24 protein-coding genes are annotated in these 21,651 nt (G+C 67.8%); 5 read left to right on the plus strand and 19 right to left on the minus strand.

Annotated features, from left to right (window positions below; genetic code table 11):
• Positions 1 to 10: 10 nt before the first annotated feature.
• The 16 genes from BCO18175_RS35520 to BCO18175_RS35595 form a co-directional block, all read right to left on the minus strand.
• Entirely contained in the window at positions 11 to 832 is an 822-nt protein-coding gene (locus BCO18175_RS35520; RefSeq protein ID WP_174987853.1) for an alpha/beta fold hydrolase, read from the minus strand.
• 36 nt (positions 833 to 868) lie between these two features.
• On the minus strand, positions 869 to 1,060 hold the full coding sequence (locus BCO18175_RS35525; protein ID WP_174929897.1) for a 2-hydroxymuconate tautomerase: 192 nt from the start codon (positions 1,058 to 1,060) through the stop codon (positions 869 to 871).
• Between the two features lie 17 nt (positions 1,061 to 1,077).
• On the minus strand, positions 1,078 to 1,866 hold the full coding sequence (gene dmpH / locus BCO18175_RS35530; RefSeq protein ID WP_174987856.1) for a 2-oxo-3-hexenedioate decarboxylase: 789 nt from the start codon (positions 1,864 to 1,866) through the stop codon (positions 1,078 to 1,080).
• Entirely contained in the window at positions 1,863 to 2,909 is a 1,047-nt protein-coding gene (dmpG, locus tag BCO18175_RS35535; RefSeq protein ID WP_174987859.1) for a 4-hydroxy-2-oxovalerate aldolase, read from the minus strand. Before dmpG ends, dmpH begins: the two co-directional genes overlap by 4 nt.
• Before the next feature lie 40 nt (positions 2,910 to 2,949).
• Complete coding sequence (locus BCO18175_RS35540) at positions 2,950 to 3,870, minus strand: acetaldehyde dehydrogenase (acetylating) (protein ID WP_174987862.1); 921 nt, start codon at positions 3,868 to 3,870, stop codon at positions 2,950 to 2,952.
• Positions 3,871 to 3,910: 40 nt separating this feature from the next.
• Complete coding sequence (dmpE, locus tag BCO18175_RS35545) at positions 3,911 to 4,693, minus strand: 2-oxopent-4-enoate hydratase (protein WP_174987865.1); 783 nt, start codon at positions 4,691 to 4,693, stop codon at positions 3,911 to 3,913.
• Between the two features lie 29 nt (positions 4,694 to 4,722).
• Positions 4,723 to 6,234, minus strand: coding sequence for a 2-hydroxymuconic semialdehyde dehydrogenase (locus tag BCO18175_RS35550; RefSeq protein WP_174987868.1), 1,512 nt, complete (start codon positions 6,232 to 6,234; stop codon positions 4,723 to 4,725).
• 115 nt (positions 6,235 to 6,349) lie between these two features.
• Entirely contained in the window at positions 6,350 to 6,799 is a 450-nt protein-coding gene (locus BCO18175_RS35555; protein WP_174987871.1) for a GlcG/HbpS family heme-binding protein, read from the minus strand.
• A gap of 21 nt (positions 6,800 to 6,820) precedes the next feature.
• The gene (locus tag BCO18175_RS35560; protein ID WP_174987874.1) at positions 6,821 to 7,765 is read right to left on the minus strand and encodes a catechol 2,3-dioxygenase; all 945 of its coding nucleotides are present in this window, start codon (positions 7,763 to 7,765) and stop codon (positions 6,821 to 6,823) included.
• 17 nt (positions 7,766 to 7,782) lie between these two features.
• On the minus strand, positions 7,783 to 8,139 hold the full coding sequence (locus BCO18175_RS35565) for a 2Fe-2S iron-sulfur cluster-binding protein (RefSeq protein ID WP_174987877.1): 357 nt from the start codon (positions 8,137 to 8,139) through the stop codon (positions 7,783 to 7,785).
• A 1-nt stretch (position 8,140) separates the two neighbouring features.
• Positions 8,141 to 9,205, minus strand: a complete 1,065-nt coding sequence (locus BCO18175_RS35570; protein WP_174987880.1) for an NADH:ubiquinone reductase (Na(+)-transporting) subunit F — start codon at positions 9,203 to 9,205, stop codon at positions 8,141 to 8,143.
• Between the two features lie 25 nt (positions 9,206 to 9,230).
• Positions 9,231 to 9,587, minus strand: a complete 357-nt coding sequence (locus BCO18175_RS35575) for a phenol hydroxylase subunit P4 (protein ID WP_174987882.1) — start codon at positions 9,585 to 9,587, stop codon at positions 9,231 to 9,233.
• Positions 9,588 to 9,667: 80 nt separating this feature from the next.
• A complete protein-coding gene (locus tag BCO18175_RS35580; protein WP_174987884.1) occupies positions 9,668 to 11,218 on the minus strand; it encodes an aromatic/alkene/methane monooxygenase hydroxylase/oxygenase subunit alpha in 1,551 nt (516 codons plus the stop codon).
• Between the two features lie 38 nt (positions 11,219 to 11,256).
• Positions 11,257 to 11,526: an MmoB/DmpM family protein gene (locus tag BCO18175_RS35585; RefSeq protein WP_034203030.1), complete on the minus strand. Its 270-nt coding sequence runs from the start codon at positions 11,524 to 11,526 to the stop codon at positions 11,257 to 11,259.
• 35 nt (positions 11,527 to 11,561) lie between these two features.
• Positions 11,562 to 12,557 (minus strand): phenol hydroxylase, encoded by a 996-nt coding sequence (locus BCO18175_RS35590; RefSeq protein ID WP_174987886.1) that lies wholly within the window; start codon positions 12,555 to 12,557, stop codon positions 11,562 to 11,564.
• Positions 12,558 to 12,573: 16 nt separating this feature from the next.
• Positions 12,574 to 12,906 carry a phenol hydroxylase subunit gene (locus tag BCO18175_RS35595; protein ID WP_254608223.1) on the minus strand — a complete coding sequence of 111 codons (333 nt, stop codon included), beginning with the start codon at positions 12,904 to 12,906 and terminating at the stop codon, positions 12,574 to 12,576.
• 184 nt (positions 12,907 to 13,090) lie between these two features.
• Here BCO18175_RS35595 and BCO18175_RS35600 point away from each other — a divergent pair, with 184 nt between their 5' ends.
• Positions 13,091 to 14,779 (plus strand): sigma-54-dependent Fis family transcriptional regulator, encoded by a 1,689-nt coding sequence (locus tag BCO18175_RS35600; RefSeq protein ID WP_174987899.1) that lies wholly within the window; start codon positions 13,091 to 13,093, stop codon positions 14,777 to 14,779.
• Position 14,780: 1 nt separating this feature from the next.
• On the plus strand, positions 14,781 to 15,536 hold the full coding sequence (locus BCO18175_RS35605) for a GntR family transcriptional regulator (RefSeq protein WP_174987902.1): 756 nt from the start codon (positions 14,781 to 14,783) through the stop codon (positions 15,534 to 15,536).
• Positions 15,537 to 15,561: 25 nt separating this feature from the next.
• Here BCO18175_RS35605 and BCO18175_RS35610 read toward each other — a convergent pair whose 3' ends face one another.
• Positions 15,562 to 16,386, minus strand: coding sequence for a phosphate/phosphite/phosphonate ABC transporter substrate-binding protein (locus BCO18175_RS35610; RefSeq protein ID WP_174987905.1), 825 nt, complete (start codon positions 16,384 to 16,386; stop codon positions 15,562 to 15,564).
• 301 nt (positions 16,387 to 16,687) lie between these two features.
• Here BCO18175_RS35610 and BCO18175_RS35615 point away from each other — a divergent pair, with 301 nt between their 5' ends.
• Positions 16,688 to 17,713, plus strand: a complete 1,026-nt coding sequence (locus BCO18175_RS35615; protein WP_174988089.1) for a fatty acid desaturase — start codon at positions 16,688 to 16,690, stop codon at positions 17,711 to 17,713.
• Positions 17,714 to 17,934: 221 nt separating this feature from the next.
• The gene (locus BCO18175_RS35620) at positions 17,935 to 19,137 is read left to right on the plus strand and encodes a benzoate/H(+) symporter BenE family transporter (RefSeq protein WP_174987908.1); all 1,203 of its coding nucleotides are present in this window, start codon (positions 17,935 to 17,937) and stop codon (positions 19,135 to 19,137) included.
• Between the two features lie 25 nt (positions 19,138 to 19,162).
• Here BCO18175_RS35620 and BCO18175_RS35625 read toward each other — a convergent pair whose 3' ends face one another.
• Both BCO18175_RS35625 and BCO18175_RS35630 read right to left on the minus strand, forming a co-directional pair.
• Positions 19,163 to 20,050 (minus strand): NmrA family NAD(P)-binding protein, encoded by an 888-nt coding sequence (locus BCO18175_RS35625; RefSeq protein WP_174987911.1) that lies wholly within the window; start codon positions 20,048 to 20,050, stop codon positions 19,163 to 19,165.
• A gap of 264 nt (positions 20,051 to 20,314) precedes the next feature.
• The gene (locus tag BCO18175_RS35630) at positions 20,315 to 21,232 is read right to left on the minus strand and encodes an AraC family transcriptional regulator (RefSeq protein WP_174987914.1); all 918 of its coding nucleotides are present in this window, start codon (positions 21,230 to 21,232) and stop codon (positions 20,315 to 20,317) included.
• 194 nt (positions 21,233 to 21,426) lie between these two features.
• On the opposite strand from BCO18175_RS35630, the gene BCO18175_RS35635 reads away from it, so the two are divergent.
• Entirely contained in the window at positions 21,427 to 21,627 is a 201-nt protein-coding gene (locus tag BCO18175_RS35635) for a hypothetical protein (protein WP_174987917.1), read from the plus strand.
• Positions 21,628 to 21,651 lie beyond the last annotated feature (24 nt).

A 21,651-nucleotide genomic window follows, 5' to 3' on the forward strand; every position in this document is an offset into this window, starting at 1 on the left:
TTTGCTACGGCTACGCGCTGAAATGTTCGATGACGAGCTGGTTGAAGCGTGCTGCGTGCTCGATCTGCGTCCAGTGCCCGCACCGGCCGAACACATGAAGCTGGGCATTCGGCAACAACTCGAGCAGCTTCAGCGAACTGTCGAGCGGAATCACGCGATCCTCGCGCCCATGCACGATCAGCGTGTCGTGCGTCAGCGCGCGCAGTTTCGCTTCATCGCTCGCCAGCGCGTCGACCCAGCGCTGGCGCGGCGCCGGAAACATGTTCGCGAACGCCTCCTGGTAACCGGGCCGCACGCTCGCGTCGTAGCGCAGCTTCGCGAGTTCGTCGTTCACGAGCGTGCGATCGAACGCGAAGATATCCAGCAGCGCGCGCATGTTCGCGATCGACGGCGTGTAGCCCCACACCGCGTCGAGCCCTTCGGTCAGCGTGAAGCGCGTACCGGCCGCGCCCATCAGCACGAGCCGGCCGACCCGCCCGGGCGCGCGGATCGCGAGTGCCAGCGCCAGCGCGCCGCCGAACGAATTACCGACCACGTGCGCGCGCTCGATGTCGAGCGCGTCGAGCAGGCCGAGCGCGTGATCGACCCAGTGGTCCATCGAATAGCGGTACCCGGCCGGACGCTCGGTCTCGCCGAATCCCGCCATGTCCGGCGCGATCACGCGAAACTGCCGTGCGAGCGCGGGCATCGTGAGCCGCCAGTTCGCATAGGCCGTGACACCCGGCCCCGAGCCGTGGATCAGCAGCACGGGCGGCCCGTCGCCGGCGTCGTGATAGTTCGTGTCGATACCGCCGGCGACGATCCGGCGGCCGATTTCAGGATTGGATGACATGACGCTCCTTCAGTCGATTCATGGGGACGTTGCGTGTTACCGCCCGCGCTGTTTCGCGCTCTGCCCGCCGATGCCGAAATGCGCCTTCGGCATCTCGGTGATGATCACGCGCACCGATTCGACCGGCGCCTCGAGCGAGCGATGAATGGCCTGCGTGACCTCGGCGATCAGGCGTTCCTTCTTGTCGTCGTCGCGGCCTTCGAGGATGTAGAGATGAGCAACCGGCACGATGGCCTCCTTTCCGTTCAGATGAAGCGCAGGCCGATCGAGCCGACGTCCTGCACGCGCAGCGTCACGCTGTCGCCGGCCGCGACGGCCACCGCCTCGGTGATGCCGCCCGACAGGATCACGCTGCCCGCGGGAATCGATTCGCCGCGCGCGCCCAGGTGGTTCGCGAGCATCGCGACCGCGGCGGCCGGATGCCCGAGCACCGCCGCGCCGGCGCCGAACGCCACCGGCAGGCCGTTCTTCTCGAGCACGACGCCGAGCGTGCGCAGGTCGACGCCCTCTACCGCGAGCGGCCGCCCGCCCGTGACGAAGCGCGCGGCCGACGTGTTGTCGGCCACCACGCTCTTCAGGTCGAACTTGAAGTCGCGGTAGCGGCTGTCGATCACCTCGATGCCGGCGATGACGAAATCGGTCGCGGCAAGCACCGCGCCGATATGGCAGCCCGGCCCTTTCAGCTCGGCCTTGGTCACGAACACGATTTCGGGCTCCACCTTCGGATGGATCAGTGCCGACGTGTCGCACTCGCCGCCGTCGGGCAGGTCGTAGAGATCCGTGAGGAACCCGAACACGGGCGTATCGACGCCCATCTGGCGCATCTTCGCGTGCGACGTCAGGCCGGCCTTGTAGCCGACGATCCGCGCGCCGCGCCCGAGTTGCCGGCGGCGGATCGCGTCCTGCACCGCGTAGGCATCGTCCCAGTCCATCTCCGGATGACGGTCGGTGATCTTCGGCGTGTCGCGCGCGTCGCGCATGCAGCCGTCGAGATGCTCGGCGAGCGCTTCGACGATGTCGGTGGTCAGGTTCATGCGGCCTCCCGCTTGGCTTGCGCCGCGCGCGCCTTCGCGAGCGTCAGCGCGGTGTCCTCGATCATGTCCTCCTGCCCGCCGACCATCCCGCGCCGGCCGAGCTCGACGAGCAGGTCGCGCGCCGGAATCCCGTACTTGTCGCCCGCGCGCTTCGCGAACAGCAGGAACGAGCCGTACACGCCGGCGTAGCCGAGCGTCAGCGCGTCGCGGTCGATGCGGATCGGGAAGTCCATCATCGGCACGACGAGATCCTCCGCGACGTCCTGGATCTTCCACACGTCGACCCCCGTCTCGATGCCCATCCGCTCGCACACGGCGACGAACACTTCGAGCGGCGTATTGCCCGCGCCCGCGCCGAGCCCGGCCGCCGCGCCGTCGATCCGGTTCGCGCCGGCCTCGATCGCGGCGATCGAGTTCGCGACGCCCATCGCGAGGTTGTGGTGGCCGTGAAAACCGAGCTCCGTATCGGGCTGCAGCGCGTCGCGCACCGCGCCGAGGCGCGCCTTCACGTCGTCGGGCAGCATGTAGCCGGCGGAATCGGTGATGTAGATGCAGTTCGCGCCGTACGACTCCATCAGCTTCGCCTGCTTCACGAGCCCCTCCGGGCTGTTCATGTGGCTCATCATCAGGAAGCCGACGGTATCCATGTCGAGCTTGCGCGCCATCGCGATGTGCTGCTCGGAGACATCCGCCTCGGTGCAGTGCGTCGCGACGCGGATCGTATGCACGCCGAGCGCGTGCGCCTCCTTCAGATGGTCGACGGTGCCGATACCCGGCAGCAGCAGCGCCGATACCTTCGCGCGCTTGAGCAGCGGGATCACCGCGCCGAGGTATTCGGCGTCGGTGTGCGCGGGAAAGCCGTAGTTGACCGACGAGCCGCCGAGCCCGTCGCCGTGCGTGACTTCGATCAGCGGCACGCCGGCCGCGTCGAGCCCGGTCGCTACCGCGCGCATCTGGTCGAGCGTCATCTGGTGACGCTTCGGGTGCATGCCGTCACGCAGCGTCATGTCGTGGACGGTGATTCGCTTGCCTTTGAGGTTCATTGCCGTTTCCTTGTTCGTCCGGTCGTGGGATGAGCGCGCGTCAGGCTGCCTGCGCGGCCGGCTGGAGCGCGAGGCGGCCGGCCAGCAGCTCCTCGGCGAACATCTCTGCGGTGCGCGCGGCGGCGGCCGTCATGATGTCGAGGTTGCCCGCGTACTTCGGCAGGTAGTCGCCGAGGCCTTCGACTTCGAGGTAGATCGACACGCGGTTGCCGTCGAACACGGGCCCGTTGACGAGCCGGTAGCCGGGCACGTAGCGCTGCACGTCGGCGATCATCGCGTGCACCGATTCGACGATGCGCGCCTCGTCCGGCGCGGTCTCGGTCAGGCAGTGCACGGTGTCGCGCATGATCAGCGGCGGATCGGCCGGGTTGATCACGATGATCGCCTTGCCCGCCTTCGCGCCGCCGACCTGCGCGACCGCCGCCGCCGTCGTGCGCGTGAATTCGTCGATGTTCTTGCGCGTGCCGGGGCCGACCGAGCGCGACGACACGGTCGCGACGATCTCGCCGTAGGCGACCGGCTGCACGCGGGACACCGCGCGCACCATCGGGATCGTCGCCTGGCCGCCGCACGTGACCATGTTCACGTTCATCTCGCCGGAGCCGATGTGGTCCATCAGGTTGACGGGCGGCACGCAGTACGGGCCGATCGCGGCCGGCGTCAGGTCGATCATCAGCACGCCGAGCGCGTTGAGCTTGCGGCTGTTCTCGGCATGCACATACGCGCTCGTCGCGTCGAACGCGATCTGCACGCCGTCGCCCTGCACGTGCGGCAGCAGGCCGTCGACGCCCTCTGCAGTCGTCTTCAGGCCGAGTTCGCGCGCGCGCTTCAGGCCGTCGGAATCGGGATCGATGCCGACCATCCAGACGGGTTCGAGTACAGGGCTGCGCATGAGTTTGGCGAGCAGGTCGGTGCCGATGTTGCCGGGGCCGATCAGCGCGCAGCGGATCTTTCGGGTCATGGGGAATTCCTTGTTTGCCAGTGAAGGGGAACGGCGCCGCTCACGCGAACCGCACCGAACACGCGCCGATCCCGCCGATCGACACGCGGAAGTTGTCGCCAGGCCCGGCCGGCGCCATCGCGGCGAGCGCGCCGGACAGGATCACTTCGCCGGCCTTCAGCGGAATGCCGAGCCGGCCGAGCGTATTGGCGAGCCACGCGACGGCGTTGACCGGAGAGCCGAGCGCGGCCGCGCCGGCACCGGTGCCGATCACGTCGCCGTTTTTCTCGAGCACCATCCCACAGGTCGCGAGATCGACGCGGCGCGTGCTCACGGCCTGGTCGCCGAGCACGAACGCGCCGCACGATGCGTTGTCGGCCACGGTGTCGCCGATCCGGATCTTCCAGTCGCGAATCCGCGAATCGACGATCTCGAAGCACGGCATCAGGCATTCGGTCGCGGCCAGCACCATTGCGTTCGTCACGCCGGGCCCGAGCAGGTCGCGCTTCAGCACGAACGCGATCTCGCCTTCCGCCTTCGGCTGGATCAGCGTGTCGAGCGCGATGCAGGCACCATCGCCGTACACCATCCCCGACAGCAGGTAGCCGAAATCGGGCTGGTACACGCCGAGCATGTCCATCACGGCCTTCGACGTGACGCCGATCTTCTTGCCGATCACGGTTTCCCCGGCGTCCAGGCGGCGCTGCACGAAGCGTTGCTGGATCCGGTATGCGTCGTCGACCGACAGGTCCTCGTGCTGCGACGTCAGCGGTGCGACAGGCGTGCGCGAGGTCATCGCGTCGTACAGCCGGTCGCCCAGCGCGGTAATCAACGTGGAGTCCATAAGAGTCTTCCGATCAGTAACGGGGTGGGTCAGAGCTTGATGCAGACGTTGCGGAGTTCCGTATAGAACTCGAGCGAATGCACGCCGCCTTCGCGGCCGATGCCCGATTGCTTCGCGCCGCCGAACGCGGTGCGCAGGTCGCGCAGGAACCAGGAATTGACCCATGCGATGCCGACGTCGATCGACGCGGCGACGCGATGCGCGCGGGACAGGTTGGTGGTCCAGATCGCGGTCGACAGCCCGTACACGTTCGCATTCGCTCGGCCGATCACCTCGGCTTCCGAATCGAACGGCATCACGAGCGTGCACGGCCCGAAGATCTCGTCGCGCGCGAGCGGCGAATCGTCGCCGAGGCCCGTCCAGATCGTCGGCTGCACCCAAGCGCCGCCGCACAGGTCGTCCGGCATGTCGGGCACGCCGCCGCCCGTCACGACCGTCGCGCCGAGCTCGACGGCCTGGCGGTAGTACGACAGCACCTTGTCGCGGTGCTCCTGGCTGATCAGCGGGCCGATGCCCGTCGTGTCCGCTTCCGGGCGGCCCGGCCGCAGCCGTTCGGCGCCGGCCTTCAGCGCGGCGACGAAGCGCTCGAACAGCGGACGCTCGACATACACGCGCTCGGTGCCGAGGCACACCTGCCCCGCGTTCGCGAAGCACGAGCGCAGCGTGCCTTCGACGGCTGCATCGAAATCGCAGTCGGCAAACACGATCGCCGCGTTCTTGCCGCCCATCTCGAGGCTGACGGGCCGTGCGCCGTCGGCCGCCGCCTTCATGATCGCCGCGCCGGTGCGCGTCTCGCCGGTGAACGTGATCGCGTTCACGCCGGGATGGGTCGTCAGGAATTCGCCGGCCGAGCCGGGCCCGAAGCCGTGCACGACGTTGTAGACGCCGCGCGGCACACCGGCCGCGTTCATCACGTCGCCGAGCAGCGCGGCCGTCTGCGGCGTTTCCTCCGACGGCTTCACGACCACCGTGTTGCCGCAGGCGAGCGCGGGGCCGACCTTCCACGTCATCAACAGCAGCGGCAGGTTCCACGGGCAGATCACGCCGACCACGCCAACCGGGCGGCGGATCGCGTAGTTGAGTGCGCCCGCGCCGTCCGGCGTCGCCATCTCGAAGGTTTCGCCCGGCACGTTCTTCACGACGTCGGCGAACACCTTGAAGTTCGCCGCGCCGCGCGGGATGTCGATATGGCTCGCGAGGCTCACCGGCTTGCCGGTGTCGGCCACTTCGGCTTCGAGGAAATCGTCGAAGCGGCGCGTGATGCCGTCGGCCACCGCATACAGGATCTCGACGCGCCGCGCGACGGTCAGGCCGCCCCACGGCCCTGACAGCGCTGCGCGCGCCGCGTGGACGGCCGCGTCGACATCCGCGCGGCTCGCTTCCGCCACGCGCGCGATCACGGCGTTGTCGAGCGGCGAGCGCTTGTCGAACCAGCGATCGCCCGCGCGATAGTCGCCGTCGATGAAGTTGCGGACGTGCCGCGGTTCCGGCTGCCCGCCGGCGGGGCCGCGTGTCGCGGCGAGAGGTTCCGTGTCGTACATGATGTGGTTGCCGATAGTCGTGAATCCGTGATCCGGTGCGGCCGCGAAAGACGTTCGCGAGAGACGTTCGCAAAGTACGTTCGCGAGCCGCATGCCGTGTTGCGTGTGCCGCCCGTCACCCGCCGCCGAAGCCGGCCGCGTCGAGGCCCGCGCGGGCACAGCTTTCGTCCTGCGCCTCGCTGCCGCCCGATACGCCGATGCCGCCGATCAGCGCGCCGTCGTCGACGATCGGCAGCCCGCCGCCGAACGCGACGAAGCGCGGCCGCAAGACGAGCCCCTGCCGCACGGCCGCCGAATGCGCGGCCAGCGCGTCGTGCCACGCACCGGTCGGCAAGCCGAAGCTCGCGGCCGTGTACGCCTTGTCGATCGCGATATCGATCGAATGCAGCGGCGCGCCAGGCATCCGCACGAATGCCGCGAGCAGGCCGGCCACATCGACGACCGCGACGTTCACGCGCACGCCGAGCCGCTCGGCGGCCTCAGCCGCCGCCTGCGCAGCGCGCGACGCGGCGGGCCAGTCGATCGTGCGTGTGACGACGCTGCGGGTCGAATCGTTGCTAGCCATGACGCTGTGCTCCCGTGCGGGTCAGGTGTAGACGGTCGTGAACGCTTCGTTCAGTTCACCGGAATGGAAGAAGATCCCGCGCCCGAGCTCTTCCTCGGTCCACGTCGTGACCGGGCGGTCGGGCTGCGCGAGATAGCCGAGCCCCGCGAAGGTTTCGTTGCGGTTGCCGCTCGGATCGAAGAAATAGATGGTCGTGCCGCGCGTGATGCCGTGCCGCGTCGGCGCGACGTCGATCTTCACCTTGTTCTTCGCCATCACGTCGGCCGACTTCAGCACGTCGGCCCAGTCGTCGAGGAAGAACGCGATGTGATGCAGCCCGTTGCGCAGGCCGCCGACGAACGCGATGTCGTGCGGCGTCGAGCTGCGGAACATCCACGTCGCGGCCTGGATCGTGTTGCCCGGGCCGACCATGACCTGCTCGGCCAGATGGAAGCCTAGGCACTCGGCCATGAAGCGCGTGTTCTCCTCGACGCGGTTCACGCCGGCTTCCGGGTTCAGCTCGCACATCAGCAGGCAGTGGTCGAGCCAGTGCACGGCCGAGCCCGGAATGTCGTCGGGCCACGGATCAGGATTCAGCGAGCCGACCGCGGTGCCGACCAGCTCCTTCTTCGCGAACAGGCGCAGCTCGTGCCCGCTCGGCAGCAGGAAGCGCAACTGGCGGCCCACCGCCGGCAGCGCGCCTTCGGGCAGCATCTCCGTCCGGATGCCGTACGCCTCGATGCGCTGCTGCAACGCGTCGAGATCGGCGTCGTGCTCGACCTTGTAGGCCGCATGCTTGAGCCCCGCCTGATCGGACGGCGACAGGATCAGCGAATAGCGGTCCCATTCGTCCCAGCATTTCAGGTAGACGTTGCCGGCCGCGTCGCGCATCGTCTCCTGCATGCCGAGCACGCGCACGTAGTGACGCAGCGCCGCTTCCATGTCCATCACCTTCAGATTGACATGACCAATACGCATCACACCCATGGTGAGTCTCCTCCTGGTTACTTGTTGAATACCGGCGCCCCGGCACAGGCCGAGCCGCAGAAAAACGGCTTTTTCAGCCGGCCCGCCACTTCCAGCTCGACGTCGCCGTCCGGCGTGACGCGGCACGCGAGCGCATAGCCGTCGCGCTCCTCGTCGGCGCTCACGTGCGCGCGGCTCACCGGCCCGAGCCGATGCACGGCGCCACGCAGCACGCGCACCTTGCACACGCCGCACCCGCCGTTCAGGCAGCCGACCGGTATGCCGCGCCGACCGAGCTTCGCCATTCCGGCCAGCAACGATTCGCCGGACGCGCACGCATAGCGCTCGTCGGTCTGCACGATCGTCACCGTGGCGCACACGCGGCCCGCGTCCATGTCACACCCGCCGGAACAGCGGGCTGCGCGTCTGTTGCGCGTCGGCCGCCGAGATGAACTTCTCGTGATAGATGTCGCGCTCGAACAGGCGGCCCTTCATCAGCGCGGTGATGCACGCGTCGATCATCGCGGGCGGCCCACACAGGTACGCCTGGTGGCCCGAGAAGTCGCCGTCGAAATGCGCGTTCGCGACGTCGTGCACGAACCCCTGCGCGACCCCGCCGCCGGCATCCGCCGCGCCTTCTGACAGCGCCGGCACGTACGTGAAGTTCGGGTAACGATCGGCGAGCGCGCGGAATTCGTCGTGGTAATAGAGTTCCTTCGCGTTGCGCTGGCCGTAGACCAGCGTGATCGGCGCGGTGACGCCGCCGTCGAGCAGGTCCGCGATCATCGAGCGCGGGCTCGACAGGCCCGATCCGCCGGCCATGAAGATCATCGGCAACGCGGCCGAGCGGCGCACGAAGAAGCGGCCGTACGGGCCCGACAGCCGCACGCGGTCGCCCGTCGCCAGCTGCTCGTGCAGGTAGCCGGTGCCGAGCCCGCCCGGCACCTGCCGCACGTTCAGCTCGATCTCGCCGGTCGCGGCCACGTCGGCCGGCGAATTCGCGATCGAGAACGCGCGGCTCTGCCCGAGCCCCGGAATCTCGAGCTGCACGTACTGGCCGGCCTGGAAATGGATCGGCTGCGACAGCTTCAGACGGATCGACTTGATGGTCGGCGTGAGTTGCTCGATGCGCGTGACATCCGCCGCGAAATCCTTGACCGGGATGATCTCGGCGTCCGGTTCCTCGTCGACATCGGCCTCGATCACGGTGTCGGCCTGCAGCGTCGCGCAGCACGCGAGCGCCTTGCCTTCCTCGCGCTCGAAGTCCATCAGCGCGAACGGGTTCGCGTCGCCGAGGTCGGTCTCGCCGTCGAGCACCGCAACCTTGCAGGTGCCGCACAGCCCGTGACAGCACGCGTGCGGAATGTAGATGCCCTGGCGCAACGCCGCGTCGAGCATCGTCTGTCCTTCCTCGACCTCGATCGTGACGCCCAGCGGCTCGATGGTTAGTTGGTGGCTCATGATGGTTCGCCCGTCCGCGTCGCGGTCAGAAGCTCGCGCCGCCGAGGCCGTCGAGGCCCGGCGTGCGGAAGCTGATCAGGTCCTTGTGCCCGAGGCCGTTGCCGGCCAGGCTCTTCGCCGCGTCCGGCGCCCACGGCTCGCCGGAGCGGAACCACTCGACGCGATCCCAGTCGATCTTCGCGAAGTCGGGGTGGTAGCCGTAGACGGGCGGCAGCACGTCGCGCGCGAGCGCGCCGAACGGCAGGTCCGGCGGCAGCGGCAGGCAGAACGGCGCCGGAAACATCAGGTGGTCTTCCCAGCACACGTAGAGCAGCGGTGCCGGAAACTGCCCGACCGCGTCCTTGATCGGGAAGTCGTAGGGTTTGAGCGCGATGACGGCCATGCTTGTCTCCTTTCGGCCGGCGTTCGCGCATGTGCGCGTGCGCCGGTCTCGTTCAAGGTTGCGTAGGTGTTGCGTATCAATCAGTTGCTCGTGGCCTGGCCACGCCATGCCGCGAAGTTCTTCTGGTCTTCCGAGCCTTCGAAATCGAGGTTGTCGCGGCCCATGCCCACCGCGTAGTAGTCGAGCACCGCGGCGAGCGGATCGAAGCCTTCGGCGCTCGGGTCCGTGCCCGGCGGGAAGCAGTTGCCCTGGTGGATCTGGTGCACGGGCAGCCACGCCTGCACGTACTTCTGCGGCTCGTGATCGAAGATTTCCTTGCAGTGGTCGCTGCAGAAATGGAACTTGTTGCCGAGATAGTCCGATTCGCGCGCGCCGATCTTCCGCGGGTTGCCGGGCTCGGTGAACAGCATCGGGATCTGGCAGGTCTGGCACAGCATCGGCAGCGTCTTCATGTAGAAGCGGTTGCCTTCCTTCGCCTGCTCGCCCCAGTATTCGAAGCGCGGGCGGTAGTAGCGGTCGAACGAATCGGGGTACTTCGCCGCCAACCACGCCATCTCGTCCTCGGCCGGCACCCACGTGTGGAATGCGGACGCCGCGTTGAAGCCGTAGAACGTCGACCATGCCTGGTGGCTGATGTGGTCCTTGCCTTCGCACGCGTCCTGCCAGCCCTTCGGCTCGCGAATGCCGTAGCGCGCGAGATCCTTGAACAGCGCGCCGCCGTTTTGCTCCGCGTACATCTCCCACGATTCGCGCCAGCTCATCACGCGCTTCGGCTGCATGTAGTCCATCATCATCGCGACGAGCGTCAGCAGCCGGTAGCCACGCCAGAACCACTTGTCGATCCAGCGCTGCACGATCGGCACGTTGCCCGGGTCCTGCTCGAGCAGGAACTTGATGCACTCGATGCCGAGCGTCATGTGGCGCGATTCGTCCGACTGCGCGGAGAAGCCGAACGTGACAGTCGACATGTCGCCGTTGTACGCCGCGCCCGACATGAACGGCACGAACAGCAGGTTCGTCAGCACGTATTCGAACGAGAAGCTCACGGCGGTCAGGAATTCGAACGGCCCCGACGAGTACGCATCCTCGAAGAACGACTTCGGCACCGACAGGTACCAGACGCGATCGAACCAGTGGTTCGAGTGATGGAACCCGTTGAAAAACTTGTTGTACGTCGACATCGCGTGCGTTTCGGTCTGGTAGTGCCGCAATTCGTCGATCGACTGCATCTGGCACGCGATGCGCGCGCCCTCGCCGGTGAAATGCCGGCCGACGTGCGCGAAACCGCGATGCGCGAGGTATTCGAGCGGCGTCACGCCCTGGATGAACAGCTTCAGCGCGTTGATGTAGCGCGCATCGGTCACGCCGAGGAACGCGTTGTTCTGCGTGAACGCGTCGATCACCGCGTACAGCTTCTTTTCCTTCTCGCCCTGGTATTTCCAGTACGCGTCCATCGTCAAACGGAACGGGTCGACCCACTTGTCCCAGTCGTGGATCTTGATGCCCTCGTAGCGGTCGTACGGGAAGACCTTGTCCATCGGCTGGTAGGTCGTCTCCCAGCCGAGGCCGCGCGTCATCGCCGCGTAGCGGTCCTTCAGGCCGAGTTTTTTCTTGAGCGTTGGCGTGTCCATTCGTGTCTCCGGTGTTGTCGGTGCGCGTGGCGCGTCGTTCAGTGCGTCCAGCTCAGCGTGAACTGGTCGTCGTCCTCGTCGATGTGGCCGGACAGCGTGATCAGGTTCACCTGAAGCTGCTGCAGGTCGAAGCGCGTGCCGGTCAGTTCCTCGATCGTTTCGCGGCGGATCGTCAGCCGGTCGGGCGAATCGATCTTGACCATGCCGGGCGACTCGACCACCACCGCGAGCGGGTTGTCGGCGACGATCGCCTCGACGATCGGTCTGGACTCCTCATTGGCCTGGAAGGCGATGAATACGTTGGACATGCTGGTTTCCTGGATGAAAGATGGGCGGCTCGGGCTCAGAGCGCGATGCCGAGCTTCGCGACACGCGTATGGAACTGTTCCCGCGCTTCGTCGAGCGCCGCGCGGCCGTCGTCCTGCAGCGCCAGCGCGGCCACCGGCGCGAGCGCAGCTTCAGCCCGCGCGGACCAGTCGCGCGTCCAGCGTGCCAGCAGCGCGCGGTTGTCGTCGGATTCGGCAGCCATCGTCTTCACGTCGGCATCGATCCAGCGGTTCGATTCGGTGTGCCATTCGGGCATGAACGCGGTCAGCATCGCCACCGCCGAGCCGCCCGCGAGCGCGATTCGTTCATCGACGAAGCGGTCGTACACGAGCGGGTAAAGCAGCCCGTCGAGCGCAAGGTTCTGCGCGACGATCAGCTCGACCGGATCGGCGACCACCAGCGTGTCCTCGACGTAACGCCGCAGCGGCTGCCACGCGGCGCCGGTGGTCCAAGCCGCCTTGGCGGTGTCGAGCACGTCGGGCTCGGCCATCGCGAGCGCGAGCCGTGTGAGGTATTGCGCAACCCCGAGGTTGTCCATCGCGTGAAACATCGCGGGCGCCGTGAACGCGGTGCCGTAGCCGAGCGCGCAGACCTGCGCGTTGTTCATGTTCGCGCCCCAGGCCGCGTGGCGCAGCGGCACCAGCACGTCGAGCGCATGCGCGGCGACGTCGTCGCGCATCAGGGCGATCATCCGGCGCGACTCGACGAACTCGAAGTTCGCTTCCATCGTGTCCTGCTGGCGCGCCCGCGTGGTCGCCCACGACGCGTAGTAGAACTGGCGCGGGTCCTTCAGCGCGTACCAGTTCGCCATCCGGATCGCCGAGCGCGACGCATCGAAGATCTCGTAATCGGGATCCCACGTCGGCCGGTAATGGAAGTTCGCCTGGGGCTGCGCGCCCATCATGCCTTCCTGGTAGCGCGTCGCCGTCTTGTCGCCGCCGATGTTCTGCGCGACGTGCGCAAAGGTGTGCCGGAGCGGCTTGATGTCGACTGTCTTCAGCTCGATGGTCACTTCTTGCTCCTCAAGGTCATGGGTTCGCTTCGATGTCCAGCCGCGTGACCTGCTGTTCGCGGCAGAACGCGTCGAAGGCGGCAGGAGGCAACGTCAGTTCGACGCACAGCTCCGGCGCGCCGCCGATCGACAACTCGAATTCGACGAAGCCGCGTGTGTTCGTACCGGTGACGCGGACGCACTTGCGACCCGGGTCGAGCGGGGAAAGATCGGTGTCGGTTGGATTCATGTCCGGTGTCGCCTCCATGCCGTCCTTCAATGCAGCATCCGTGCCACGCGCGGCCGGCTCGGCAAAAAATCTCGATAATTCAGGGAAAGCCCTGACGCGAAGTTTGAATTCGCGATCCACAATGGCGGTTAACCAGAATGGAAAGCGCGCCCGGGCGATTGCGCCGAACCCCAGATTCGGCGGCCCTCTTCATCATTTGAGCAACCCGGCGGCACGCATTTGATGAAATGATCAAATGGCTGCCCGGGTTGGGGCGCCGCCAGCGGAAATTTCGAAAATCACGAGAAATCTCGACGGAGGAGACATGACGCGGCCCAGCCTGCCCCCCTTGCCGCCGGACACCGACCTGCGCAAGCTGATCCATTTTTCGGCGAGCGACGGCCGCATCTGGCTCGCCGGACAGCGGATGGTGCTGCTCCATGCCGGCGCGCTGGCAACACTGCGCCAGGAGCTGATGGAAAGCGTCGGGCCGGCGCAGACGCGGCGTTTCTTCACGCGCGTCGGCTTCGCCGCCGGCGAACGGGACGCCGCGCTCGCCCGCGAGATCCGCAGCGGCGCGTCGCTGTTCGACATGTTCCATGTCGGCCCGCAGCTGCACATGCTTGAAGGCGCCGTGCAGGTCACGCCGTTGCGCTTCGAGGCCGATCCCGCGACGGGCGCGTTCTATTGCGAATACCGCTGGGAACATTCATGGGAAGCCGACGTCCACCGCCGCACGTTCGGGCCGCAGCCCGAGCCGGTGTGCTGGATGCTGATCGGCTATGCGACCGGCTATACGAGCGCCTTCATCGGCCGGACGATCCTGTTCAAGGAAACGAGCTGCGTCGGCATGCACGACCCGCACTGCACGATCGTCGGCAAGCCAGCCGAGGAATGGCCCGACGCCGAGGAAATCTCGTCGTGGTTCAAGGCCAATTCGCTGATCAACACGATCCGCGACCTGCAGACCGAGGTCGAATCGCTGCGCCTCGAGATCGCGCCCGACGATGGCCGCACGCGGCTCGTCGGGCGCTCCGACGCGTTTCGCGCCGCCTATGCGCTGCTCGAGACGGCCGCGCCGACCAAGGTGGCCGTGCTGCTCACGGGCGAGACGGGCGTCGGCAAGGAGCGCTTCGCCCGCGCGCTGCACAGCCTGAGCCCGCGCGCCGCGAAGCCGTTCGTCGCGATCAACTGCGCGGCCATTCCGCACGCGCTGATCGAATCGGAACTGTTCGGCGCGGAGAAAGGCGCATTCACGGGCTCGCAGGTCGCGCGTGCCGGGCGCTTCGAGCGTGCGAATGGCGGCACGCTGTTCCTGGACGAGATCGGCGAATTGCCGCTCGACGTGCAGGCCAAGCTGCTGCGCGTGCTTCAGGAAGGCGAGGTCGAACGGCTCGGCGCGACCGACGGCAGGAAGGTGGATGTGCGCGTCGTCGCGGCGACCAATCGCGATCTCGAACAGGCCGTGCGCGACGGCACCTTCCGCGCCGACCTCTATTACCGGATCAACGTCTACCCGGTGCTGATCCCGGCGCTGCGCGACCGGCAGGACGACATCGCGCTGCTCGCCGACGCAATGCTGGAACGCTTCGCGTCGCTGCACGGCAAGCCGGCGCCCACGCTGACCGACTATGCGTACGACGCGCTGCGCGGCTACCGGTGGCCCGGCAACGTGCGCGAGCTCGAGAACCTGATCGAGCGCGCGGTGATCCTGTCGCGCCCCAACCGGCCGGTGGACGCGAAGGACCTGTTCCCCGGCGTCGGTCTGCCGGGCGGCTCGACCGTCGACCGTGCGGGGCAGATCAAGCCGGCCGCCGCGCTGTCGATCGACTGCGCGACGATCCTCGACCAGTTGCAGGGCGGCGGCGGGCTCGACGGCCTCGAGCGCGCGCTGCTGCACGAGGCCGTCGATCGCGCGAACGGCAACCTGTCGGCCGCCGCCCGCCTGCTCGGGCTGACGCGCGCGCAGCTCAGCTATCGCCTCAACCGCAAACAGGATCAGGAGGACGCCTGACATGAACACCATCCTGCCCGCCCACCCGTTTGCCGACGCACTGCCCGACGACACGCCGCCCGCGATCGAGCCGACCGCCGACGACGCGGTCGAGCCGCATGCACGCACGCTCAGCGAGCATGCGTACCACCAGCTTCGCCAGCACATCATCGAGGGGCACTACCCGCCCGGCGCGAAGCTGCGCGTCGAGCACCTGAAGAACGTGTACGGCGTCGGAGCGGGCACGCTGCGCGAGGCGCTCACGCGGCTCGTCAGCGATGCGCTGGTCGTCGCCGAAGGGCAGCGCGGGTTTCGCGTCACGCCGATGTCGGTCGACGATCTCGAAGCGATCACGCGGCTGCGCATCCATATCGAGGTCGATGCGCTGCGCGAATCCGTGCGGCGCGGCGACGATGCGTGGGAACAAAGAGTGCGGCAGAGCTTCGAGATGCTGTCGGCGTGGGAGCAGCCGGTATCGATCGAGCACCGGACCGCGTGGGAAGCGTGCAACCGGCGCTTTCACGAAGCGCTGATCTCGGCGGCCGCGACGCCGTGGACCTACCTGATCCTGCGCATGCTGTCGCAGCAAAGCGAACGGTACCGGCGCGTGTGCATCGGGCTCGGCGATTCGAAGCGCGACGTGCACGCGGAACATGCGTGCCTGTTCGAAGCCGCGATGCGGCGCGCCGATGCACGCGCGGCACTCGCGCTCGAAGACCATATCGGCACGACGCTCGCCGTCGTGCGCAACGCGCCGCCCGGTACGTTGCCGTTCTAGCTGGAAACGGCGACGCTCGCGCCACTCAGGCCAGCGCGGGATACCCGTGCGCGGCCGCCTCGTGCTCGAACCGCGCAATCGTGTCGTAGTCGCCTGGCGACAACCGTTCGAATCCCTTCAGCCGCAGCACGCGCGCCCGTTCAGCATCGGCGACGACCACGCGATCGAGCGCGTCCCGCAACGCGGCGACCTGCGTTTCCGGCAGCGCGCGCGATGCGATGAACGGCAACCCCGGCGCAGAGGCTGTCGTACCGATGATCCGGATGTCCTCCAGCAATTCGGGCAGCGCGTCGCGCACGTACGCGAACGTCACACAGTCGATCGCCGCGCAATCGGCTTCCGCTGAAGCCAGCGCACGCAGCACGTTCAGGTGCGAGCCGAGCGCTGCTACCGATCCGAAGAATCGTCCGTCGCGCGCATACGGCGCAACCGCATGCCGGAGCGCGTTCATCCCGCTGTGCGAATCTCGACCGTTGAATGCGGCACGCAGCCCGCGGCATGCGGCGAGCGTCGTCGCGCCGCCCGCATGCGCGCGTGCCGACACGGCGAGCACGCTGCTGTAGTGCGCGCCGTGGCAGCCGTCCGCATCGAACACGGGGGTCGCGATCAGTCGCACGACATCGCGCAGGCCCAGCATCCGGTACGGGTAGCCGCAGGTCTGCGACAGCAGCAGATCGTCGCGCCGCCACAGCGCGTGCAGATCGTCGAAGGGTTCATCGGGAAGCGCGACATCGGCGGGCCCGCCCGCGTTCGCGAACGCATCGAGTGCATCGCGCAGCAGCGCGCGCCACAGCGCGTCGTGGCGCGGCGTCACGTTGTACATCGGCAGGGTGGCGATCCATGGGCTCATGCGGGCATTCTACGCAGTGACGCTCGCGCAGCGGAACCTGATTCAATCCCGGCAAAACGGGGGCCGAACGTGACGCAGCGCGCCCGAAGCTTATCGGCCGCGCGACGATAAGCAAATGCGAATCGATTGGTTGGCCGCGTGGTGCGATCCCGGTACCGTCGTGATGCCTGCCCGAGCCTCGCCACCGCGCGTGATCCCGGACAGGCCGACCGTGATCCGCGAGACACCTGCGCACCAGGGCCGAGCGCACCGGTTCAACCGCTCGTTCCCCGCGCTGCCCGTTCAATCCCGCCTCAACGCCATGGCCGAATACTTCGACGTCGACCACGCGCGTGCGATCGCCGCGCTCGACACCCGCTTCATCGCGCGCACCGAGTGGCCGACCTGGCTGCTGGTCGTCGTGATCTACGGCGGCTGGCTCGCCGTGCTGCTGCTCGTGCGCGACGGAACCCTGTCGCTCGCGGCCGCGACGCCGCCGCTGATCCTGCTCGGCGCGTGGCACCTGTCGCTGCAACACGAGCTGCTGCACGGCCATCCGACGCGCTCCGCGCGCGTGAACAAGCTGCTCGGCTATCCGCCGCTGACGGTCTGGTATCCGTACACGCTGTATCGCGACACGCATCTCGACCATCACCGCGACGAAGACCTGACCGTGCCGGGCGTCGATCCCGAAACGAACTACGTCACGCGCGAGCGCTGGGCACAGCTGCCGCGCTGGCGCCGCGTGCTGACGGTCGCACGCAAGACCTTCGTCGGACGCTTCGTCGCCGGGCCGCCGTTGAGCATCGCCGCGATGGGCGTCGACGCATTCGCCTCGTTTCGTCGCGGCGATTTCCGCTATCTGCCGATGTGGGCGACGCACGTCGCCTGCGTGGTCGCGCTGCTCGCGTGGCTGCAATGGGCGATCGGCGTGCCGTGGTGGTATTACCTGCTCGCGGTCACGTGGCCCGCGTTGTCGATCGCGATGATTCGCTCGCTGTACGAGCACCGCGCCGCACCGCATCCGAAGGCGCGCATCGCGATCAATGAAGCAGGCTTCGCAATGCGGCTGCTGTACCTGAACAACAACTATCACCTCGTCCATCACGACCTGCCGAAACTGCCGTGGTACGACCTGCCGCGCGCGTACCGGATGCGCCGCGACGCGTATGCGCGAAAGTGCGGTGGCTTCGTGATTCGCGGCGGGTATCGCGAACTGCTGGCGCGCCATGCGTGGACGCCGACCGATACGCCCGTGCATCCGTTCGACCAGGGCACGGCGTCGTTGTCGACCGGGAGCGGCGTGAAGGTGGCGGTGGTCGACAAGGTGTTGCAGATCAGTACGTGACATGCGGCGAAGGCGCCGGATTCAGCAAACGGGGTGACAGGCCGCACGGCCATCGATTCATCCGCCCCGTTGCACCTTCCTTACGGAAAGCCGACAGCATCGCTCGCACCCGCGCATTGCCAATTGCGCCGGCAATGCCCAGAATGACGGCTCGTCCGGGGCTTCCAACAATCATTCGCCCCGGCTCTGCCCCCGGCCGCGCGCCGCACTCCCCCACGACGATGCAACCGAACACCCCGCCCGGCGCGATCCGCGCGATCGGCAACGACTGGTCCGTTTCCGCGATTACCGCGGGCTTTCTCGCGGTACTGATTTCGTACGCGGGCCCGCTCGCGATCTTCTTCCAGGCCGCGCAGGCGGCGCATGCGTCGAACGCGATGGTGTCGTCATGGGTCTGGGCAATCTCGATCGGCGCGGGCGTATCGGGCCTGTTCGCGAGCTGGAAGCTGAAGGTGCCGGTCATCACCGCGTGGTCGGCGCCCGGCACCGCGCTGCTCGTCGGCCTGTTTCCGCAACTGACGCTCAACCAGGCCGTCGGCGCGTACATCACGGCCGCGCTGATCATCCTGCTGATCGGCGTGACCGGCTATTTCGACCGGCTCGTGCGCCACATTCCGCACGGCATCGCGTGCGGGATGATGGCCGGCATCCTGCTGCCGTTCGGCACGCACGCGTTCGCCGCCGCGTCGGAGCAGCCCGCGCTCGCGTTCGGGATGATCGCGGCCTACGTGATCTTCAGGCGCCTGTTGCCGCGCTACAGCATCGTGCTCGTGTTGCTGACGGGCGCCGCGCTCGCGACGCTGCTCGGGATGACGCATCTCGGCAACGTATCGGCGAGCATCGCGCACCCGATCTTCATCGCGCCCGAATGGACGCTCGGCACGACGCTCAGCCTCGCGCTGCCGCTCGTCGTCGTCAGCCTCACCGGCCAGTTCCTGCCGGGCATGACGATCCTGCGCGTGTCCGGTTATCACACCCCCGCGCGGCCGATCATCACCGCGACCAGCGTGATGTCGCTCGTGGTTGCGTGCTTCGGCGGGATCACGATCGTCGTCGCGGCGATCACGGCCGCGCTCTGCACCGGCAAGGACGCGCACGAAGACCCGGACCGGCGCTACATCGCGGGGCTGGCGAACGGGGCGATCTACCTGGTCGGCGGGCTGTTCGCGGGCACGATCGTCGCGGTGTTCCTCGCGCTGCCGAAGGCGTTCGTCGCGATCCTCGCGGGGCTCGCGCTGATCGGCGCGATCGGCGCGAACGTGCACGGGATCTTCGCGGACGAGAACCACCGCGAGGCATCGCTGATCACGTTCCTCGCGACCGCGTCGGGCATGACGTGGCTCGGGCTCGGCTCCGCGTTCTGGGGGATCGTGATCGGGTCGCTTTCGTATGCGGTACTGAACAAGGTGCGGCGACAGGCGTGATGGGCAACGCGTGCCGCCACCGCTGTTATCGCGCGTACTGGCGCACCAGTTGGGCGAGCGCATCGGTCAGCGTCGTCGTCCCGTAAAGCCGCTCCGATACACCCGCCTCGACGTCGATCTGCCCGGCGTTGTGCACGTCGTAGAGATCGACGATCAACTGCGCATGGCGCTCGCTGAGGCCCGCACGCAGCAGCGTCGCGGCCCACGTCTCGCGCGGCAGTTCATGCGCGACGATGGCCCGGCCGGCCGCCGCGCCGAGCGTATCGGCGATCGCCGTCACGCTCACCCGCCGCGGCCCTTCGACACTGACGATGCGCGGCCCGTTGCCGCCTTCCGGTGCATCGAGCAGCAGCCGAGCCGAAACGACGCCCACATCGGGCGCCCAGACTGTCGGGAACACCTTGCCGACCGGATGGTGAAAGCTCGGCAGCACGCCGGTGCCGAGCGCGACCGGCAGGATGCGCGTCCAGTTCTGCAGATGCTCGGCCGAACGCAGCAGCGTCACGTGCGTCGGGATCGTCCGCAGCCGTTCCTCGAAGTGATGAAACAGCCGGGTGATGCCCGTATTGCCGTCGCGCTCCGCGCCGTAGTCCGACAGCGCGAGCAGCACCGGCGGTGGGTTGGCGGCGAGCGCGGCGGTCGCGACGTCGATCGTCCGCGTCATCGTCGCGGCCGGATCGGGGTCCGCGACCGGCACCGGGCACAGTATCTGCACGGCCTGTGCGCCGTCGATTGCCGACGCGATCGCGTTCGCGTCCGTCAACTCGGCGATCACGACGTCGCAGCCGAGCTGCGCGAAACGTTCACGATGGCGTGCGTCGCGCAACACCGCGCGCACGGGATGGCCGGCATTGCGCAAGGCCGTCACGGTCGACTGGCCGACGTTGCCGGATGCACCGAAGATCACGAACACGATTCGCTCCTGGGGGAGATGATGGTGTGGTGATTGTCGGGTTGCGCGAAGGGAACGGCGCGCACGGAGGGATGAATACAGCAGGAAAGGATGACGGATTGGGTGGCAGTTGCCATGCGAGTTGCCCACGGCCTTGCCCGTCGCTTCGAATCGTACGGTCTGCCTCTTGCCGAAGGCGCACGCGGAAATTGTCCAACAGCCTGTTGGAGAATTTCCCCGGGATACAACACGACACCTCATATCCGGCGCGGTGCCATCGCTCCGTTACGCCCCGCTCCCGCTGCCCTCGCCGTCATACGCGAGCCGCAGCCCGCCCCGTGCCCCCGATCGCGCAATCTCGGTCGGCGTCGCCCCCAGCACGCGATTCATCCAGTTCGCCATGTGGCTCTGGTGTGCAAACCCGGCTTCGAGCGCGATCTGGCTGATGCTGAGCCGGCCTTCGAGCAACAGCACCTTCGCGCGCTCGACCCGGCGCCGCACGACGTACTGGTGCACGGGCATCCCGAGCGTTTCGCGGAACAGCACCTTGAAATGCGGCACGCTGATCGACACGAGCGCCGCGAGTTCGGCGAGCGTCATGCGCCGGTCGAGGTTCGCTTCGACATAGTCGATCACGCGCGCGGCCGCCTTCGGCGCCAGCGTGCGGCGGCGCTCGCGGAACGCCGGCTGGCCGTCGACCAGCCGCGCGACGAGCGCCGTGCACAGGCTTTCCGCATAGAGCGGATCCGACGCGTCTTCCGCTTCGAGTTCGGCGGCCATCGCCCATGCGATGTGCTGCAGGCGCGGATCGCGCACCTGCAGCCGGCGGCGGATCTGCCCCTGCGACGGCTTCAGCTCGAGCTGCTCGACGGTCCGTCGCACGAACGTGTCGCTGAGCGCGATATGGAGGATCTGGCAGTCGGCGCTGTCGGTCCACTGCCCGGGCAGGCCGGCCGGAATCACGTCGACGTCGCCATGCGCCTGGATGCGTGACACGCGCTCGCCGTCGCACACGCAATCCGCGCGAACGGGCGACCCGATATGCACGCCGATCCGGTGATGCTCGGCCGCCGGAATCCGGTAGGTGCCCGCGCGGATCTGCAGCAGCGACGCACCGAAGCCGTGCCAGCCGAGCCCGCGGCTGGAGCGCAGGCTGACCGGGACGCCGTTGTCCGTCGGCGCCGCGAGAATCGCATCGCTCATGGCCTTCCTCCAGTGGATGGGGATGTCGAACGCGCATTGTGACGCGTTTTCGGGCCGCCTGCCGGGCCTGCCGGCGGCGCGCCCCGGTTGAGCAGAAAAAGATCATCCGTTTCTGCTCGGGGCCATCCTTGCGTGCGCGCCTGCGGGCGCCGCGCCGCTTACGATGGCCTCATCCGACACCTACGGAGACCGTCATGCCCCATCAGTGCCTTGTTCAACGCGCAGCGTTCGCCGCGCGCTCGCCGTCCGCCGCCACCCGCCCTTCATCCGGCCCCCGCGCCCGCAACGACCGCGCCACAATCGCGACCTGGTGCCTGCGCATCGTCGGCTGGTACCGGCTCGAACGGCTGCTCGCGTCGATCCCCGACAGCAACGACGACTTCGGGCTCGTCTGACCGGCCGCGCGGCCAGCGTCGTCC

The sequence above is a fragment of the Burkholderia lata genome, assembly GCF_902499335.1.
GTDB classification, from domain to species: domain Bacteria; phylum Pseudomonadota; class Gammaproteobacteria; order Burkholderiales; family Burkholderiaceae; genus Burkholderia; species Burkholderia lata_B.

Bases quoted from the DNA above. Each gene is read 5' to 3' on its own strand.
- BCO18175_RS35520 (WP_174987853.1), bottom strand. From the start codon at position 832: ATGTCATCCAATCCTGAAATCGGCCGCCGGATCGTCGCCGGCGGTATC.
- dmpH (WP_174987856.1), bottom strand. From the start codon at position 1,866: ATGAACCTGACCACCGACATCGTCGAAGCGCTCGCCGAGCATCTCGAC.
- dmpG (WP_174987859.1), bottom strand. From the start codon at position 2,909: ATGAACCTCAAAGGCAAGCGAATCACCGTCCACGACATGACGCTGCGT.
- BCO18175_RS35540 (WP_174987862.1), bottom strand. From the start codon at position 3,870: ATGACCCGAAAGATCCGCTGCGCGCTGATCGGCCCCGGCAACATCGGC.
- dmpE (WP_174987865.1), bottom strand. From the start codon at position 4,693: ATGGACTCCACGTTGATTACCGCGCTGGGCGACCGGCTGTACGACGCG.
- BCO18175_RS35550 (WP_174987868.1), bottom strand. From the start codon at position 6,234: ATGTACGACACGGAACCTCTCGCCGCGACACGCGGCCCCGCCGGCGGG.
- BCO18175_RS35555 (WP_174987871.1), bottom strand. From the start codon at position 6,799: ATGGCTAGCAACGATTCGACCCGCAGCGTCGTCACACGCACGATCGAC.
- BCO18175_RS35560 (WP_174987874.1), bottom strand. From the start codon at position 7,765: ATGGGTGTGATGCGTATTGGTCATGTCAATCTGAAGGTGATGGACATG.
- BCO18175_RS35565 (WP_174987877.1), bottom strand. From the start codon at position 8,139: ATGGACGCGGGCCGCGTGTGCGCCACGGTGACGATCGTGCAGACCGAC.
- BCO18175_RS35570 (WP_174987880.1), bottom strand. From the start codon at position 9,205: ATGAGCCACCAACTAACCATCGAGCCGCTGGGCGTCACGATCGAGGTC.
- BCO18175_RS35575 (WP_174987882.1), bottom strand. From the start codon at position 9,587: ATGGCCGTCATCGCGCTCAAACCCTACGACTTCCCGATCAAGGACGCG.
- BCO18175_RS35580 (WP_174987884.1), bottom strand. From the start codon at position 11,218: ATGGACACGCCAACGCTCAAGAAAAAACTCGGCCTGAAGGACCGCTAC.
- BCO18175_RS35585 (WP_034203030.1), bottom strand. From the start codon at position 11,526: ATGTCCAACGTATTCATCGCCTTCCAGGCCAATGAGGAGTCCAGACCG.
- BCO18175_RS35600 (WP_174987899.1), top strand. From the start codon at position 13,091: ATGACGCGGCCCAGCCTGCCCCCCTTGCCGCCGGACACCGACCTGCGC.
- BCO18175_RS35605 (WP_174987902.1), top strand. From the start codon at position 14,781: ATGAACACCATCCTGCCCGCCCACCCGTTTGCCGACGCACTGCCCGAC.
- BCO18175_RS35610 (WP_174987905.1), bottom strand. From the start codon at position 16,386: ATGAGCCCATGGATCGCCACCCTGCCGATGTACAACGTGACGCCGCGC.
- BCO18175_RS35615 (WP_174988089.1), top strand. From the start codon at position 16,688: ATGGCCGAATACTTCGACGTCGACCACGCGCGTGCGATCGCCGCGCTC.
- BCO18175_RS35620 (WP_174987908.1), top strand. From the start codon at position 17,935: ATGCAACCGAACACCCCGCCCGGCGCGATCCGCGCGATCGGCAACGAC.
- BCO18175_RS35630 (WP_174987914.1), bottom strand. From the start codon at position 21,232: ATGAGCGATGCGATTCTCGCGGCGCCGACGGACAACGGCGTCCCGGTC.
- BCO18175_RS35635 (WP_174987917.1), top strand. From the start codon at position 21,427: ATGCCCCATCAGTGCCTTGTTCAACGCGCAGCGTTCGCCGCGCGCTCG.